This is a genomic window from Ligilactobacillus salivarius DSM 20555 = ATCC 11741 (assembly GCF_001435955.1).
Lineage (GTDB): Bacteria > Bacillota > Bacilli > Lactobacillales > Lactobacillaceae > Ligilactobacillus > Ligilactobacillus salivarius.
This window is the reverse complement of record NZ_AYYT01000011.1, coordinates 40679-58134: the sequence shown is the minus strand read 5'-3', so window position 1 is coordinate 58134 and position 17456 is coordinate 40679. Positions and strand designations below refer to the sequence as shown.

Here is a 17456-nt window from a genome sequence, read left to right as displayed (position 1 = left end):
GTATCTCGCCCACTATGTCAATGAAATTAGCAAAGAGAGGTTGATTTTCATATGAAGAGAGTTGCTGTATATTGTGGAGCTAATCCTGGTAAAAATCCTATTTATACTCAAGCCGCAATCGATGTTGCTGATTGGTTAGCTCAACACCATTTAGATCTTGTTTACGGTGGTGGCGGAGTTGGTTTAATGAATGTATTGGCCGAAAGAGCTATTAAAAATGGTACTTATACCATTGGCATTATGCCTCAATTTTTAGTAGATAGAGAAATTGCTGCTCCACATCTAGATGAATTTTACGTTACTGATGATATGGACGAAAGAAAAGCTAAGATGCTTTCTTTAGCTGATGCTTGTTTAGCATTACCTGGAGGTCCAGGGACATTAGAAGAAATCAGTGAAGCTTTCTCTTGGGCAAGAGTGGGGCAAAATCCTAACCCTTGTGCTTTTTATAATGTTAATGGCTATTATGATAAATTAGCTGACTTCTTCGATCATATGGTTACAGAAGGTTTCTTAACAACTGAAGATAGAAATAAACTTCTATTTTCTGATTCACTTGAAGAAATTTATAATTTCATGACAAGATAAAAAAATCATCATTATTTAACTAAATCAGTTAAATAATGATGATTTTTGATTTTAATTATTTTTGATCTAATAAGAAATTATAAAGCATCGCTTCACGAAGTTCGCTTGTATCGACTCCTAAAACTTCTGCTAACTTAAATGAGTATGGCATAGCTGTTGCTGGCCCACGACTAGTTACTAAACGAGCTGCTTCATCGACCACTACCATGTCTTCATGGAATCTACCCTCTGCATCGCCATGTTCTTGGTACATACCAGGGAACATAGTATAATCATGACCTTTAAGTAATCCATACTTAGCTAGTGCCATTGGTGCAGCACACATTGCAGCATTCCACTTACCTTGATCAGCACGCTTAACCATTAAAGCTTGTAACTTTTCACTATCTCTTAATCTAGTTGCTCCACCCATTCCTCCAGGTAAAGTTACTAAATCATAATCTAATAATGAATCATCTAAAACTTTATCGCATTTTAATGCAATTTGATGAGCACCCATCACGTCTAAACTGTCTAATCCTACCATATCACATTGAATTCCGGCACGACGTAAAACATCGACAGGAGTTAGTGCTTCTATCTCTTCACAACCATCTGCAATTAATACCGCTACTTTCTTAGCCATATTATTTACCTTCTTTCTCTTGGGCATATAAAATACTTGCTAGGATACTTCCAACTGCTAGAACAACTGCACCCCAGACTGGCAACCATTCTTTAGCGTTATCTCCTGTTTTAGGAAAGTTATTAGTGGATTCTATCTTAGGCATTGATAATTCAGAATGTTTCTTTACATTCTTATTGCTAACTTTTACACTAGCATACTCACTAGGTTGACTTTCGTTATCAGCTACTACCACTTCAACTGAACTAACATCTGCTTGTTGATCAGTATCTTTATCTGTATTATTAGCCTTAGAATTATCAACTGTTGCTACTACATAGACTTGCGTATTTGCTTTTGAAGTAGCATTTCCCTGAACTGAACTAGAACTTCCACTAGTTGACGATACGCTACTGGAACTGTTGGAACTAGTAGCAGAACTACTTGTTTCACGTGAAACATTTGAAGAATCTTGACTCTCAACAACTACACTTGATGATGTCTCACTTATAGAGCTACTGCTAGAACTGCTAACATCATCAGCTTTTGCAATATTTCCACCTAATATTAATAGTAATATCATTGCTACCAACGATATCAAAGATATAATTTGTATTTTACTTTGTTTAAATATTCCCATTTTTCCTTTCATTCAGCTTCTCCTGAATTTCCCCCGATTTTTTTATTCCTAATAATAGGATAGTGCTTTATTTCATCTTTAGCAAGCAAATTAATTTTAAAAACAAACAATCTACCAGAAAATTTCTGATAGATTGCATTATTATTAATTGTTAAAATACTTCAAATTACTCTTACTTGCTGTCTCAGTACTTACCAATGATCCTTGGATGATAATTCGATTGACTTCTCCTTCTGTACCTGAAGCACAAGTTACTAATGTTACCAAGCTTTCACCAGGAACATCATCAATCCATTTAACCTGAGTTTCGTCTACAACTGTTTTCTTGGTTATCTTATATACATAAACTTTCTTCTCATCAGTTAAATATATTTTTTTGCCAATTTTAGCCTTACTCAAAGGTCCAAATAAGATATTAGGATCTTCCATATGGTGTCCGGCAATTGCATAGTTATTTTCAGCTCCCATTTTTTCGTCAGCCTTCATTGTACCAGCTCCACGCATTAAATTATTATTATCTAATCCGTAGAAAATAGGAAGCTTTAAACCGATACTTGGAATCGCAATTTTTCCAATTGCAGCAGTATCATCTTGAGTTGCTTTACTAACACCTTTAATATCAACGGCTTTAACACTTTCAAAGTCAAAATTTCCTTTATGTTTTGTCTTAGTATCAACCGGCTTACTAATAGCAGTTTGACTCATGTGGTTAACCACATAGCTTTTAATTTGCTCGTTAAAAATTAAAGCTAACCCTACAACCATCAAGACAACCACTATTACCCATTGCAGGACTTTCCATATTTTAGACATTTCACTCATCCTTTACTACTAGAATAGTAGTTCCATTTTACCACAACTTTAGAGAACAATGCTTTTTCCTAGATCTAAAGAATATATGATTTTTTGTGAAACTTTCTTATTCAACATGCTTTCAACCGCCATTGCATATAAGTTTAATTGTCCACGGTAATTTTCAATCAACTTATCTTCGGAAGTATGGTGGTCAGTCTTATAATCAAAGATAATAACTTCATCATCTAACTCAATTAATCCGTCGATAATACCATGAACTAAGATCGGCTGCTCTACATCATTATCCACATTACTAAATAATCTCCCAGCAGGTATAATCATCGCAAATGGTAATTCTCGTTTTACTTTATCTTTATTCTCTAGAACTTTTCTACCTAAATCACTGGCATAGAAATTCTTAATTTGATCTAAATTAATTTCCTTAGCCACTTCCGGTGTGATCAATTTATCTTCTACCAACTGTGATAGTAATTGCATCAGTTCTTCAAGTGTTACTTCATCATCAAGTGGTAATTTTTGTAATAGTAAGTGTGTAGCCGTCCCTACTTGTGCAGGTGATACTTTCACTTTTGTCGTCATAAACTTAGGTAATTTCAACTCGCCTTGTACATATCTATTAATTCCTTGTGGTGCTTGATCTTGCCAATCAATCTCCAAGCTTTGCATCATATTATTATCTGGATCATCAAAAGCTCGTTTTAAATCCGACACAGCTTGGTAAGCAGTCGTTTTAGTTAATGATTCATTAGGATACTTACTTTGTAAAATTTTATCAATAATTCTATATTGCTTGTCATTAATTTCTAAAGGTTCTTGTCCTCCTATCTTCTTAAGCTGTTGTTTTAACCAAGATTCACCATTCTCATCTAAAGTAATATTTTCTTCACGTAGATCCTGATTACTATAGAATTTAACCGCAAATTTTACTGGTAATTCCCCTATATATGCTGGTTCCTTCGCATCTACTGTATCATCAACTTCTTTGAAGATCTCACTTCTTGTTAAACACATACCAATCCAGTCCATGAAGTTTCTAACCGATGCCCTAACACCTGCATTTAAGACTAGTGACTCACTTTGCGTAGCTTTCTCCCACTTACTCAAAGCTTCATTTTTATCTTTATATGAGCCAACGATAAATAATTGCTGTTCTGCTCGGGTTAAAGCTACATATAGCAATCTCATTTGTTCAGCTGCCAATTTCTTCAATGCCTGTTCACCAGCAATTACTTTCATCAAAGTATCTGTCTTTACTCGAGTATCAGGATCAAGATAAGAAATCCCTATCCCATCATCTGCATTCAATAAATATGGTTTATTCAAATCTCCCACATTAAATTTGTGAGTAGCATCCAATAAGAAAACAACCGGAAATTCCAATCCCTTACTACCATGAATAGTCATAACTGTAACTGCATCATCAGAAACTTGCGTTGTAGCTTCTGACAAATCTTTATTTTTAGTCTGCATCTTGTTAATGAAACGTACAAACTGGAATAAGCCTTTAAAGCTCATTTCTTCATATTCTGCAGCTCTTTCATATAAAGCATGTAAGTTAGCTTGGCGTTGCAAGCCACCTGGCATTCCTCCAACATAATCAAGGAAACCAGTTTCTTCATAGATTTTCCAAATTAAACTTGCTAACTCATTTTGTTGAGCCATATTTCTAAATTCAGTTAATTGCTTCAAGAAAATTGTTATCTTTTCATATAAACTTTGAGCAAATGCTGAAGCTTTCTCAACTTCAAAATTATCGTAGAAACTCTCTACTGCTTGAAAATAATCACCCGTTTTATCATTAATTCTGAGATAGGCTAATTCATTTTCTTTTAGTCCAACAATCGGTGAACGCAACACTGCCACTAAAGGAATATCTTGGTAAGGATTATCAATTATTTGTAAGAATGACATCATTATTTTTAATTCAGTTGTTTGGAAATAATTTTGTGCATCAGGAACAAAAATTGGTACTCCTAGACGTTTAAATTCTTCTGTCAAGATCAAGTTATTCTTACGAGTTGGAGCTAAAATTGCAATATCTCGATATTCGATTGGCCTAATAGTTCCTTGTTTCTTATCATAGATTTTTTCACCATTTTCAACTAATTCTTTAATTCTCTTGGCAGTCATGACAATTTGGCCTTGAGCTTTATTATCAATTGAAAAATCTTCATTTACAGGTTCATCATCGCTTTCTTGACTAGAATCTTCACTTTCATATACTAAAACTTCAGCTTTTATAGGAGTTTCTTCTGGATAATATTTTGCCCCATAAACTAGGCGAGCATCCTCGTCATACGCCATTTCTCCCACTTTTTCATCCATCAATTGAGAGAATATTAAGTTAGTAAATGCTGTTACATTTTCCATTGACCGGAAGTTTTCGGCAAGAATGATTCTTTCATCATCATTATCATCAGTTGCAAAACTCTGATACTTCTTTAAAAATAATCCTGGATCTGCCAAACGGAAACCATAGATAGATTGCTTTACGTCCCCTACCATGAACATATTTCCAGGATTCTTATGAGCAATCGTTGTTAAAATTGTTTCTTGAAGTTGGTTAGTATCTTGATACTCATCAACCATGATTTCTTTAAATTTATTTTTCAATCTTTCCTTAACTCGTCTACCATCAGGAGTATCAGTATTTAAGATTTGTAGCGTTAAGTGTTCCAAGTCACTAAAATCAAGTACATGTCTTCTGCGTTTTTCTTTACTGAATTCTGCTCCAAATTCTTTTACAACTTCACTTAAAGTTTCAACAATTTGTTTGGATTTTTGGGTTAACTCTTTGATCTCATCTTCAGGTAAAGCAAAATATTTAACACTTAGATCTTCTATGATCTTTTTACTACCATCGCGCAAAGTCTTGTTAATTCTTTCTTTTTGCTTTTTCTGATCATCATCCAAGCCTCTATCAGATTTAGCGCGTTTGAACTTGAAGTTTTGTAAAGTTGTCTTTAAATTATTCCATTCCTTACATCCAACTACAAAATCTTGTAACTCATCAATTGTTGCGCAATCTTGTTCAAAAGTTTGATAGAGTTTTTCTAATCCTAGCTTATTAGCTTCATCCATTCCTTGTTTTAGATTGTCTTTCGCTAATTGAATTTGATCCAAAACATTAGGCTTTATCTTATTTTGATAGAAATTACTTTCCATCAAAGGTTGATCACCTAAATCATATTCACTTACTAAGTTATTTAGCCATTCATCTGGATTAGGGTTGGCATTAGCGAATTGATAAGTTTTCATTACTAATTCACTTAACCCATCATCGTTACGGTCGCTAGAAAAATTAACTACTAAATTTTCAAATTCTGGACTTTTTTTGCTATACCATTTTTCACGCAAATCATCCCATACATTTTCTTGTAGTAAAGCAACTTCAGTATCTTCTGTTAACATTCTAAACATTGGGTCTAAATTGATTACATAATAATATTGCTTAATTATCTGCAAACAAAATGCGTGTAGTGTTGAGATATTAGCTACATTTAATTTTGATAATTGCGTTAGATATCTACGCTTTTCTTCTTCAGAGTCAGCCGTTGATAATTCCTTACGCAAAGCAATTTGAATTCTCTCTTTCATTTCCTTAGCTGCAGCTTCCGTAAAAGTTACTACTAGTAATTCATCAATGCTTACTCCTTGTTTGATCTTATTAATAACACGTTCAACCAAGACTCTTGTTTTACCAGATCCAGCTGAAGCAGCTACTAAAATATTTTTCCCTGTATCTTCAATTGCTTTCTGTTGAGCAGGTGTAAACTTAAATCCATTCGCCATTAGTTTAAACCTCACTTTCTGCTGAATTTTCTTGTGCTAATTTTTGGAGAATATCTGCAGTATTTTCCTTTGGTAAACGATAATATTGATTTCCTAAAAGTTCATCAAATTGCATAATCGCCTTATATGGTGAATATTGTAATGCTGATCGTCTATCTGGCCATAGAACTGGATTTAATGCCACATCACCAGCAAAAATAAGTTTTGCGGCTTCTTGAATTAATTCTTCATTTCGTTTTAGAAGTAACATTAAATTATCAAATGTGATTACATTACCACTATTCTTAACTCCTCCAAAATGACCATCTGCATATTTTCTAACAGGATATACGATAGAATTACCAGATTTTTCAATTGATGTATCTAAATTACTTAGCAATTCTTGATCATCTAAGACTAAGCCATCGTATTTATTTTGTTTCAACAATACTTCGCTATATGGATTTTTCAAAATATCTTTTTGCTTGATAACTGGATTTTGCAAGTGCATATAGACTGCCCCAGCTGGTTTAATCTCTTCTCCGGCATTTAAATCAAGCAATAAATCCGTATTTTGTAACATAGCATTTAAATATGTCAACATCTGTAATGCCAGTCCATAGTAAGCATCTTGATAGTTAAACTTATGACTACTTGATTTATAGTCAACAATTCCTAAATAACGTTGGTTGTCTATAATCATTTGATCAATTCGGTCAATCTTTCCACGAACATTAACCTTATGACCATTACCTAAATCATAAGTCAAAGCCTTCAAACCATTTTCTGTTCCTACGTGTCCAAACAATACTTCAGTTTCTAAAGGGCGCATTTTCGTTCTTTGGCCTTGGTTATGTAAAGCCCATCCCATCTGACTTACAGTAGCTCCAAGTTGTTTCAAGATAAATTGCATTCTGTTTGAACTTTGTAAAATTTGAAATTGTGGTAATTGTTCCATGCCACCTAGAACTTGTTGAAGATATGAGTCAAACTGAGGCTTATTTATATCAGCAATTGAGACTTTATCTTGTTTAAGAGTCTTCAATAGTTTATCTAAGGCCATATGATAGAATTCACCTGTATTAGCTGGTGATAATTCAAACACGTCACGTTCCTTTAATTTCAATCCATACTTTAAGAAAAAGGCATAGTGATTTTTGAAGAATTCCTCAAATTTAGATACTGAGGTATTCAAAGTTTTACCATATAATTTTTCTGCGTATTCTGTCTTCAATCTTTCAGGAATGTTACTATATTCAATCCCTGCCATCAATTTACGCGTAAGTCTGCGATAAGTAGCATCCTCTTGTAACTTCTGATAGATGTATCTCCACATTATCGGTAAAGGTTGCTTCTGTCCTTTAGCTTGACGAGCTACCCCAATTAAATTACTCAAAGCCGTCCGCTTGGTTGCCACAAATTTCAAGACTTTTTTATCTTCTAATGTTGGTTCACCATTAGCTTCATACAATGGTAAATCAAATTGTTTCATGATGCGATTTACGTATGGAGACATTCTTAATCCATCTTCATTAACTCCAGCAACTGGATAAGAAAAGTATAATCTTTCCTTAGGTGTCATGAATGCTAAATAGTTCATAAATGGTTCTGCTGCCATTCGCCCTTCAGCAGTATCAGATAAATATTTCTCATCATCTAGTGTTCCTTGAACTAATTCTCTATCCATATCTGTCAGTAACATCGTATTTTGAATGCGATTTGGCATTACTAAGTCTGTAGCACCAAAGATGAATGTTACTTTTCTATCATTCATTTGTGTTGCAGTTGTTTCAGAAATAATAACTTGATCGAGTGTTGATGGAACTTGGCGATAAGTGGCTCCTTCAAATCCTGTTTGTAGTAAGTTCAAGAAATCTTCTTCCCTAAATGATAAATCTCCCAAAGTATCTACATATTCATCCATTAATGCACAAAATAGGTTCCACACCTGTTCGGGACGATCTGCCATCACCATGTCACCTTGTTCTAGTGCTTGATTTCTCCAATTAATCAACTGTTCTGGAACCCCATTAGTAATTAAGAAATTCATCAAAATTTGTGCGGCTTCTTTACCATTTTCAGCTTCATCCAATTGCTTGAAAAATGGTGGTAAAATTTCCTTAATGTAATGACGAATAACATTAACTTGCTTGGTTATTTTCTCTTGGACATCAGTTTGAGTACCAAAATCGGAGCTTCCAAAGCGATAGTATACCCAATCATCTTTGCGCAACCATTGACTTCCTTCTAAACCAAATTTCAAGATCAAGTTTTCAGTTAGATCTAGATCTTGTCTAAATTGTTTAATTCCCAAGTAACCATATTCTGTTTTTGGAATTAACAATTCGGTTTTTAAAAGTCGCATCATATCTACATAACGATAGTGACGTGCTTTCACATTGAATAAAGCTGTCAACAATTCCACAAGTGGATGATCAATCATCTTCTTAGCTAAATCCACAAAGATTGGAACCTTATAGTCATTAAAAATAGGTTCAATGATATTTCGATACTTATTCAAATCCGGTGTTAATAGCAAGAAATCTGCATAACGATAGTCTTTCAAAGCGACCATTTGCTTTATTCTTGTGGCTATTTCCTTTATTTCCGTCATTCTTGTATCAGCTTTTATGACTTGTAAATTATGATTATCCCCAATTTTTTCAACATTAATTGGTTTCAAATCTGTGGATTCTTTCCAATACTTAGCTAAGGATTGTAATTCAAGGGTTTCCACACGTAATTCCTGTGGATAAACATCATTCAGAATTTTGACTTGTGCTTTTCTAGCCTGTTGATAAAGTAAATAGTAAGTTCTCTCAGATCGGTAAAATAATGACTGCTTATCACTTAAATCTTCAATATCAGTCACTCCACGATTCAAAATCAAATCAATTCTCACTTCTTTAGCTCGTTGAAGCAAAACTGAAATTATAGCTTGTTCTTGAGCTGTGAATTGTGAAAATCCTTCGATAATAAAATAACTATTGCTTAGATCTTCATTTTGTAAGTACTGAGTCAAACTTGGCAAAATATCAGCAGGTTTTAAATACTTACTGTCTGTCATCTGCATAAAATCACGATAGATAATCTCTATATCATGTAATTTGGCTTCCAACTCTGCACTATCAGCTGTATCTTGTTGACTTAAGTTTTCTTTCATTCTTTCTATATCATCGTATGTAATGCAAGATTGTTGTAGTTCTATCAATTGTGATACCAATTGAGCGATAAAGCCCGGTTGTGTCTGTTCACCCTTAAAAATTGTCAATTCATCACTATGTTCCTGCAAACTACGATAAACAATCATATTCAAGCCAGCATTAGTTATTCTATTAACTTGATATGTAGCCGTATCTTTCATAAAATACCAAGCTAAACGTGTAAATGAGAAAGTCTGTACGTTACTTGTCGCAAACAAGTCTTGATTATCTTGCTGGCTTTTTAAATAGTCTAATACTTTTACTTCAGCACTAAATTTATTATGGTTAGGAACTATGTAGTAAATCTTGGCTTGTGGATCTTCTGCTTGCCAGTTAGTTATTTGCTCTAGCAATACTTGACGATGATTTTTAGTAGCATCACCTAAAATAAATCCTAAACTCATAAATTTTCACCTCTCACTTTTTATTCTCTTCCTTAGTTTATCATTATTTTTTTGTCATAGCTTTAAATTGAGTTACAATAAAAATAATAAATTCTAAGAAAGGATTTTATTATGAAACCTAAAAAACGTTATGTTCAACCTCAAACTGTACGCGAAGCTATGGAAACTATTCAAAAACTATTTAACTCTTATCGTCACGCACCTTTAACGCAAGACTTGTTGAATTATCACATCAACTTGACCAATCGCTTGCAAACTGATATTTATGTTGCTGCTTTACGCGAGAAAAATGATAAACAATTAGAAGATTTAAAGGCCATGACTGAAGCTATGCAAACTTGGACTAAGATTCGTTCTGAAAATAAACCATTCATTGGTAAAATGAAGAATTTCCGTCTAACTAACAATAATGGTCCTAAATTTAAACAGCACGTGCATAAAATCAAAGGTAATCATAGCTATCGTGGCGTTAAACATTAAAATATCGAATACAAAAACCCCCATAGTTACTAGCTGAAACTAGCAACTATGGGGTTTAAATTTTAATCTTAATTAAATTTCATGTTTTTGAAATAATGAATCCACTGATTTATTACTATTAATCAATGAAATAGCCTTAGCAATTGTAGGTGCTACTGATAAAACTTTCAATTGTGAAAATTGCTTTTCTTCTGGCACCTCAATTGTATCTGTTACTACAACTTCCTTATATGGAGAAACCTTCAATTCTTCTACAGCATTTCCAGAGAAGATAGGATGAGTAGCACAAGCATAGATATCTGCTGCACCAGCTGCTTTTAAAGCTTTAGCAGCGTCTACCATCTTACCACCTGTATCAATCATATCATCATAAACAATGCAGTTATGACCCTTAACATCACCAATTACATGTGCTTCTGTTGGTTCTGCAATTCTTTCAGTTCCACGCTTATCTACGATGGCAATTGGAGCCTTTAATAATTGAGCAAGGTTACGTGCACCCTTAACACCATTATGGTCTGGAGCAACAACTACTACATCTTTCTTCAATCCCAAATCGCCGAAGTATTGAGCTTGTACAAAAATTGCAAGTAAGTGGTCAACTGGAATATTGAAGAATCCTTGTAACTGACCAGCATGCAAGTCCATTGCTACAACTCTGTCAGCACCTGCCATTTGAATGAAGTTAGCTAGTAACTTAGCTGTAATTGGTTCACGAGAACGTGCCTTACGATCAGAACGTGCATAACCATAGTAAGGTATAACCACATTGATTGTACCTGCACTTGCACGACGTAAAGCATCAATCATAATCATAACTTCCATAAAGTTTTCGTTAACTGGATCAGATATAGATTGAATTACAAATACATCTCTACCACGAACACTTTCGTTGATGTTGATTTGAATTTCACCGTCACTAAAGTGTTTTACGGAAGCATCACATAATTTAACACCTAAGTTATCAGCAATTTTTTGTGCCAATTCTGGATTAGAATTTAAGGCAAATAACATTATCTCCTGCTTTTCTTGCATTTCCACATTTCCTCCATGAAGGTTTTATCTAGGTTGTCAACTACTTTAATTATATACAATCAACTTTTAAACGTCAAAAAGCTTTAGAAAAATAAATAATTATTTTCTTATTTGTCCATTACCACGAATGACATATTTAGTTGAAGTTAAGGCTTCTAATCCCATTGGTCCACGTGCATGTAATTTTTGCGTTGAAATCCCAATTTCTGCACCAAATCCAAATTCAAAACCATCTGTGAAACGTGTTGAAGCATTAACATAAACACAAGCAGCGTCTATCTCGTTCAAGAATTTTTGAGAACGGGTATAGTTTTCAGTGATAATTGCTTCTGAATGTTTAGTGTTATGTTCATTAATGAAATCAATTGCCTCATCAATTGAAGATACAATCTTGATTGCAATAATGTAATCATTGTATTCTGTATCCCAATCTTCAGCTGTAGCTAAAGTTGCTTTATCTCCTAAGATTTCACAAACTTTTTCATCGCCTCTAAGTTCTACATTATACTTTTGTAATTCATCAGCAATTGCTGGTAAGTATTCTTGAGCAACATCTTGGTGAATTACTAAGTTTTCAATTGCATTGCAGACAGATGGACGTTGAACTTTGGCATTTGTTGTAATTTCTACTGCCATTTTCTTGTCGGCAAATTTGTCTACATAAACATGGCAGATACCAGCACCTGTTTCGATAACTGGAACCTTAGCTGTGTTCAAAACAGTTTGAATTAAACGTGCAGATCCACGGGGAATTAATACGTCCAAGTAATCTGTTAGTTGCATGAATTCATTTGCTAATTCATGTGATGTTTCAGTAATTACTTGTACTGCATCAGGATTAATTCCTTCTTGTTCCAAAGCTTGACGAATAACTTTAGTTATTTTTATATTCGTTTGTAAAGCTTCCTTACCACCACGTAAGATTACTGCATTTCCTGACTTAAAGCATAATGCTGAGGCATCGACAGTTACGTTAGGACGTGCTTCAAAAATCATCCCTACAACACCTAGAGGAACTCTCTTCTTTTCAATTTGGAGTCCTGCATAGTTAACCCAACCAGCATCAATCTTACCAATTGGATCAGCTAATTGTGCAACTTGTCTTACACCTTCTGCCATCGCTGCAATTCTATCATTATCAATCTTTAATCTATCAATAAATTTTTCAGGCATATTAGTAGCATTTTCTAAATCTACTTTGTTAGCAGCTATTATTTCGTCAGCTTTTGCTAATAATTCTTGGGCTACTGTTTCTAAAACTTGATTCTTCTTTTGTTCACCCAACAAGGCTAATTGTCGAGATGCTTCTCTAGCAGCCTGTCCCATTTTATTTAAATCTACAGTCATCTATATCGCCTCTATTTCTTATGGAATAATGTTCCTATTTGCTTACCGTTTAAAATTTCAAAAATGATTGAAGGTCTCTTACCATTAGCTAAGACAGCTTTGCGTCCTTCATTAATCATTCTATCCATTGCTTTAATCTTAGTTGCCATTCCACCAGTTCCAAAACGACTTCCTGTACCACCTGCAGCACCTGTGATTTTTTCGTTAATTTCTGTCACTTCTGAAATTAAGTTAGCATCAGCATATTTTTTAGGATTTTTATCAAATAATCCATCAATATCAGATAAAACTATTAGTAAATCAGCATCAATTCCAGAAGCAACCACTGCAGATAACCAATCATTATCTCCAAAACTTGTTTGATGATCCATTTCATCAACCGCAACTGTGTCATTTTCATTAACCACTGGTATAACTTTCCATTTTAAAAGTTCATTGAAAGTATTCAACACGTTTTCTCTACTTTCAGGATAAGTTAATACATCATGCGTCAATAAAATTTGACTTGTCTTTTGACTGTACATTGCAAATCTTTGTTGATAAATAGTCATCAACTGACTTTGACCAATCGCTGCCAGGGCTTGTTGTTCAGGAATTTGCTTGGGTCGTTGTACCAAGCCCATATTTGCGAGTCCCACACCTACTGCACCTGATGATACTAGAACCACTTCTTTGTCCTCATTCACCAGTCCACTCAAGGTATAACACAACTCATCTATCGCTTGTAAATTAATTTTTCCGTTGGCACGTATCAGGGAACTTGTACCAACCTTTACAACTATGCGTTTCGCATCTTGCAAATTCCTGTTTTCCATCCCTATTCCTCTTTCCTACATTAAATATACTTAAATTCTACACTAACAATCAAAAAAAATCACTCTCTATAATTTTTGTCTATAAAAAAAGTGATTCTCATATTTTTTATCGAATATGAAAATCACTTTTTACCTAAGCTTTTAAGCCTGGTTCTGAAGCAATAATTTCTAAATTACCTTTAATTGTCCATTCTTTAACATCATAAGGTAAGATGAAATGCACACCTTTTTCAATTTCATAACTCTTATCATTCACAATGATTTGACCTTGGCCTTTTAATACAGAAACCAAAGTATATGGAGCTGCCTTACGAGTGAAAGTTGCTTCTCCACCTTCTAAGCGCCAACGATAAACACTAAAGAAATCTGTTTCTACAAATGTTCTTACATCTGCATCCCCAACTTTTTGGTCCTTAATATCTAATTTAGGATCAACATGAGGTACATTTGTTACATCAATTGATTGTTGAATATGCAATTCACGTTTTTGACCAGTAGTCTTATCTACCCTATCGAAATCATATACACGATAAGTTGTATCACTACTTTGTTGAGTCTCCAATACCATGATACCTTTTCCGATAGCGTGAATTGTTCCACTTGGTACGTATAAAAAGTCACCTGGTTTAACTGGTACTCTTCTTAACAATTTATCCCATTGTCCATTTTCTATTAACTCAGCTAATTCTTCACGAGTTTTAGCATGGTGACCATAAATCATTTCAGCACCTTCATCAGCAGCTAAAACATACCAACATTCAGTTTTGCCTAATTCACCTTCATGTTCTTCAGCATAAGCATCATCAGGATGAACTTGTACTGATAAATCTTGTTTAGCATCTAAAATCTTGGTCAATAATGGAAAAACATCTCCCTCAGCATTTCCAAAGACTTCACGATGATTTGCCCATACTTCATCTAATGTTTGTCCTTTAAATTCACCATTTTCAACAGTTGCTGGGCCATGTGGATGAGCTGAAATAGCCCAGCATTCACCAGTATGATCACTTGGAATAGGATAATTGTATTCTGTCTTTAAGCGGCTTCCTCCCCAAATTTTTTCTTGGAATACAGGTTTTAAAAACATTGGTTCATTCATAATTTTTCTACTTCCTTAATATGATGTATACACTTTCAATTCTAACAAAAATTATTTATTTAGCAACTTAGATCCATGTTTACTTTTAGTAAGCAATATTTTATATAAAAACAAGTTAAAGAAAATCTGCAAAAAGCTAAAATTACATTTAAAGATTATGGTCGTAAAATTCAAACGTTCGATCCTAATGGCATTAAATTATTAATTAGAGAATAAGAAAAGGTAGTACCAGAAATTCTGATACTACCCTTTTTTAATCTTCAATAAATTTAACTGCAGTTCCATAAGCCACGACAGATTGCATATCTTGTAGAATAGATCCGGAATCGAAACGCATCATCACAATCGCATCCGCACCCTTTTCAGTAGCTTCCTGTTTCATACGTTCAATTGCTACCATTCGAGCTTCATGTAACATCTTGGTGTAATCTTTAATTTCTCCACCAACGATATTTTTCAAACCTGCTCCGATATTTCTGACAAAGTTTTTAGATTGAGTAGTTACACCGAATACTTCACCCAAAACTTCATACTTTTTACCTGGAATATTTTCTGTTGTTACAACTAACATAATTATCCCTCCGTTCTAATCTTCATCTTCATTAAAAGATGACGTGTTAAAATCGCTCCTAAAATTGCTAATACAATCATTGTTAAAATTGGTGGTAAGAAATTAAAACTATATTCATTTCCATGATAGCTAATGCCCAACAATAAACCAAAATATTTTACAACTATCATGAAAACTCTTGTCCAAGCAAATGGTAACATCGCAATCCATGAAACAATTCTAGTAATTACTAAAAATGCAGCCATTACAATTCCAAAGATTATCCAAGCACGATGCTTTTTAGGAAGTAACCCACAAGCTGCTCCGATTGCACTGATCCAAGTTACTGTCATAAAAGTTACTAATACATCAAAAAGATAACTTCCTATTACTTTTACTACTGGATTAGTTCCCTTTAAATAAGTTATTGCTATCAAATCATTCGTTCCACTACTTGATACTACTGCATCGTATATAGTTCCAATTAATACTAAAATTAAAGTTCCTAACCCTAACACTATCATTTTATTTTTCCATAGTGTTTTACGTGAAATTCCATTTTGGTTTAAAAATGCGAATATCTCGTAATTAGTCGCACTGATTATAAATAAAGCACCCATTAAATAAAATGCTAACGGAAAATTGCTCCAAAATCCGAGTGCAATACTAGGAATTTCTTCAGAACTTGACATCATTATTAAAAGGATAGTCCCAATTATATGGATTCCAAATAATATCCCTAACCCTTTCACTGTATCTTCTGCGTATTTCCTAGATAGATACTTAACTACACTAATATCTTTACTTGTTAACACCGTTTTCACCACCTTGATTTGTTAAATATATGAACATCTTTTGCAAGTCAACGCGTTCGATTTGTACAGTATCTGGTAATATCTTATCGTCATTCAAATCACCATATACATAGTAACCTTGTAAATTACCCAAACTTTCTTTTCCAACGATATTTAGACCTTCAACATAATCTTTAGTTTCAGCTTGTGGTCCCACAATCAAATGTGATTTAGCCAAAATATCTTCAACATCTTCATCAAGAGTAATTTTACTTTCAGATACAATCATGACATGTTCTAAAATATTAGTAATTTCCCCAATCAAATGAGTTGCTACAACGAATGTACGTGGACGTTCACTGTAAGTCGTCATTAATTCCTCATAGAAAATTGTTCGATGATTAGCATCTAAACCTAATACTGGTTCATCCAAGAAAATGTAATCTGCCGGTACACATAATGCAATGATTAACTTAGCAATTGTGTGATAACCTGTTGAAAACTTCCCAAATTTTTGATGAGTATCAATTTTAAATCTTTCAGCTAACTTTTCAGCATATTCATAGTCAAAACTTCCATAAAATTGTTCAGTATATTCGAAAATTTTGTCCAATCTCATGCTTTTGTTGTACATATCGACATCATTCATCAAATATAATTTACCTAATGTACTGTCATTTTCTACTAAATTTTCATCATCCAGTGTTAAAGTTCCTTGATCTGCATATAATCGATTAGCGATAATATTTAATAATGTACTCTTTCCAGCACCGTTTCTACCTAAAAGTCCATAAATCTTATTAGGTTTAAATTCTACTGATATATTATCCAATACGTTTTTCTTACGAAATTTCTTTGATAATCCATCGATCTTAATTCCTGTCATTACTAATCCACACCTCTCTTCACTAATTCAATCAAATCATCTTCATTCATGCCTAATTTCTTAGCTTCTTGTATCATTTTTACAATATAATCTTGGTAAAAAGACTCTTTCCTTCTTTCTAGTAACTTCATATAAGCACCCTCTGTTACAAACATTCCTAAACCTCTTCGTTTTTCCAATAGTCCATCATTAACCAAAATATTCATTCCCTTTAATACCGTTGCCGGATTAATATGGAATTCTTTTGAAATTTCAGTCGTAGAAGGAACTTGTGTACCATCTAAGAAAGCTTTTGTAAAAATTGCTTCCTCTAACTGATTAGCTACTTGTAAGTATATTGGTTCGGTACTATTGAAATTAAAGTGTAACATTCATTTCCACCTCAATTCTTTTTCATATTCAGTTAATTACTTATGTAACTAAC

15 protein-coding genes are annotated in these 17456 nt (G+C 33.7%); 2 read left to right on the top strand and 13 right to left on the bottom strand.

What is annotated here, in order from left to right; translation table 11 throughout:
* Window positions 1–51 precede the first annotated feature (51 nt).
* Window positions 52–588, top strand: a complete 537-nt coding sequence (locus tag FC55_RS06210) for an LOG family protein (RefSeq protein WP_003701068.1) — start codon at window positions 52–54, stop codon at window positions 586–588.
* A 55-nt stretch (window positions 589–643) separates the two neighbouring features.
* On the opposite strand, the gene FC55_RS06205 is transcribed toward FC55_RS06210, so the two are convergent.
* The 5 genes from FC55_RS06205 to FC55_RS06185 all read right to left on the bottom strand — a co-directional run bounded on the left by FC55_RS06205 (window position 644) and on the right by FC55_RS06185 (window position 10026).
* Window positions 644–1213 carry a DJ-1 family glyoxalase III gene (locus FC55_RS06205; RefSeq protein ID WP_003701066.1) on the bottom strand — a complete coding sequence of 190 codons (570 nt, stop codon included), beginning with the start codon at window positions 1211–1213 and terminating at the stop codon, window positions 644–646.
* Window position 1214: 1 nt separating this feature from the next.
* Window positions 1215–1844, bottom strand: a complete 630-nt coding sequence (locus FC55_RS06200) for a hypothetical protein (RefSeq protein ID WP_003701064.1) — start codon at window positions 1842–1844, stop codon at window positions 1215–1217.
* 132 nt (window positions 1845–1976) lie between these two features.
* On the bottom strand, window positions 1977–2645 hold the full coding sequence (locus FC55_RS06195) for a class A sortase (RefSeq protein ID WP_081036613.1): 669 nt from the start codon (window positions 2643–2645) through the stop codon (window positions 1977–1979).
* Window positions 2646–2693: 48 nt separating this feature from the next.
* Window positions 2694–6440: a helicase-exonuclease AddAB subunit AddA gene (addA, locus tag FC55_RS06190; protein ID WP_035150135.1), complete on the bottom strand. Its 3747-nt coding sequence runs from the start codon at window positions 6438–6440 to the stop codon at window positions 2694–2696.
* Window positions 6441–6444: 4 nt separating this feature from the next.
* Entirely contained in the window at window positions 6445–10026 is a 3582-nt protein-coding gene (locus tag FC55_RS06185) for a PD-(D/E)XK nuclease family protein (RefSeq protein ID WP_003701058.1), read from the bottom strand.
* Between the two features lie 111 nt (window positions 10027–10137).
* Between FC55_RS06185 and FC55_RS06180 the strand changes: the two genes are divergently transcribed.
* Complete coding sequence (locus FC55_RS06180; protein ID WP_003701056.1) at window positions 10138–10506, top strand: hypothetical protein; 369 nt, start codon at window positions 10138–10140, stop codon at window positions 10504–10506.
* A 72-nt stretch (window positions 10507–10578) separates the two neighbouring features.
* Here the strand turns inward: FC55_RS06180 and FC55_RS06175 are convergent, their stop codons facing one another.
* The 8 genes from FC55_RS06175 to FC55_RS06140 all read right to left on the bottom strand — a co-directional run bounded on the left by FC55_RS06175 (window position 10579) and on the right by FC55_RS06140 (window position 17403).
* On the bottom strand, window positions 10579–11541 hold the full coding sequence (locus FC55_RS06175; RefSeq protein ID WP_003705524.1) for a ribose-phosphate diphosphokinase: 963 nt from the start codon (window positions 11539–11541) through the stop codon (window positions 10579–10581).
* A gap of 99 nt (window positions 11542–11640) precedes the next feature.
* The gene (locus FC55_RS06170; protein ID WP_003701052.1) at window positions 11641–12888 is read right to left on the bottom strand and encodes a glutamate-5-semialdehyde dehydrogenase; all 1248 of its coding nucleotides are present in this window, start codon (window positions 12886–12888) and stop codon (window positions 11641–11643) included.
* A gap of 11 nt (window positions 12889–12899) precedes the next feature.
* The gene (proB, locus tag FC55_RS06165) at window positions 12900–13703 is read right to left on the bottom strand and encodes a glutamate 5-kinase (RefSeq protein ID WP_003701050.1); all 804 of its coding nucleotides are present in this window, start codon (window positions 13701–13703) and stop codon (window positions 12900–12902) included.
* A gap of 133 nt (window positions 13704–13836) precedes the next feature.
* Window positions 13837–14802, bottom strand: coding sequence for a mannose-6-phosphate isomerase, class I (manA, locus tag FC55_RS06160; protein WP_003701048.1), 966 nt, complete (start codon window positions 14800–14802; stop codon window positions 13837–13839).
* A gap of 253 nt (window positions 14803–15055) precedes the next feature.
* Window positions 15056–15373, bottom strand: a complete 318-nt coding sequence (locus FC55_RS06155; protein ID WP_003701046.1) for a heavy metal-binding domain-containing protein — start codon at window positions 15371–15373, stop codon at window positions 15056–15058.
* Between the two features lie 2 nt (window positions 15374–15375).
* Window positions 15376–16167 carry a hypothetical protein gene (locus tag FC55_RS06150; protein WP_003701045.1) on the bottom strand — a complete coding sequence of 264 codons (792 nt, stop codon included), beginning with the start codon at window positions 16165–16167 and terminating at the stop codon, window positions 15376–15378.
* On the bottom strand, window positions 16154–17032 hold the full coding sequence (locus FC55_RS06145; protein WP_003701044.1) for an ATP-binding cassette domain-containing protein: 879 nt from the start codon (window positions 17030–17032) through the stop codon (window positions 16154–16156). The genes FC55_RS06150 and FC55_RS06145 overlap by 14 nt, the downstream gene beginning before the upstream one ends.
* Window positions 17033–17034: 2 nt before the next feature.
* A complete protein-coding gene (locus tag FC55_RS06140) occupies window positions 17035–17403 on the bottom strand; it encodes a GntR family transcriptional regulator (protein WP_003701043.1) in 369 nt (122 codons plus the stop codon).
* Between the last annotated feature and the right edge of the window lie 53 nt (window positions 17404–17456).

Coding starts and splice junctions, on each gene's coding strand:
- FC55_RS06210 (WP_003701068.1), top strand. CDS start 52: ATGAAGAGAGTTGCTGTATATTGTGGAGCTAATCCTGGTAAAAATCCT.
- FC55_RS06205 (WP_003701066.1), bottom strand. CDS start 1,213: ATGGCTAAGAAAGTAGCGGTATTAATTGCAGATGGTTGTGAAGAGATA.
- FC55_RS06200 (WP_003701064.1), bottom strand. CDS start 1,844: ATGAAAGGAAAAATGGGAATATTTAAACAAAGTAAAATACAAATTATA.
- FC55_RS06195 (WP_081036613.1), bottom strand. CDS start 2,645: ATGTCTAAAATATGGAAAGTCCTGCAATGGGTAATAGTGGTTGTCTTG.
- addA (WP_035150135.1), bottom strand. CDS start 6,440: ATGGCGAATGGATTTAAGTTTACACCTGCTCAACAGAAAGCAATTGAA.
- FC55_RS06185 (WP_003701058.1), bottom strand. CDS start 10,026: ATGAGTTTAGGATTTATTTTAGGTGATGCTACTAAAAATCATCGTCAA.
- FC55_RS06180 (WP_003701056.1), top strand. CDS start 10,138: ATGAAACCTAAAAAACGTTATGTTCAACCTCAAACTGTACGCGAAGCT.
- FC55_RS06175 (WP_003705524.1), bottom strand. CDS start 11,541: ATGCAAGAAAAGCAGGAGATAATGTTATTTGCCTTAAATTCTAATCCA.
- FC55_RS06170 (WP_003701052.1), bottom strand. CDS start 12,888: ATGACTGTAGATTTAAATAAAATGGGACAGGCTGCTAGAGAAGCATCT.
- proB (WP_003701050.1), bottom strand. CDS start 13,703: ATGGAAAACAGGAATTTGCAAGATGCGAAACGCATAGTTGTAAAGGTT.
- manA (WP_003701048.1), bottom strand. CDS start 14,802: ATGAATGAACCAATGTTTTTAAAACCTGTATTCCAAGAAAAAATTTGG.
- FC55_RS06155 (WP_003701046.1), bottom strand. CDS start 15,373: ATGTTAGTTGTAACAACAGAAAATATTCCAGGTAAAAAGTATGAAGTT.
- FC55_RS06145 (WP_003701044.1), bottom strand. CDS start 17,032: ATGACAGGAATTAAGATCGATGGATTATCAAAGAAATTTCGTAAGAAA.
- FC55_RS06140 (WP_003701043.1), bottom strand. CDS start 17,403: ATGTTACACTTTAATTTCAATAGTACCGAACCAATATACTTACAAGTA.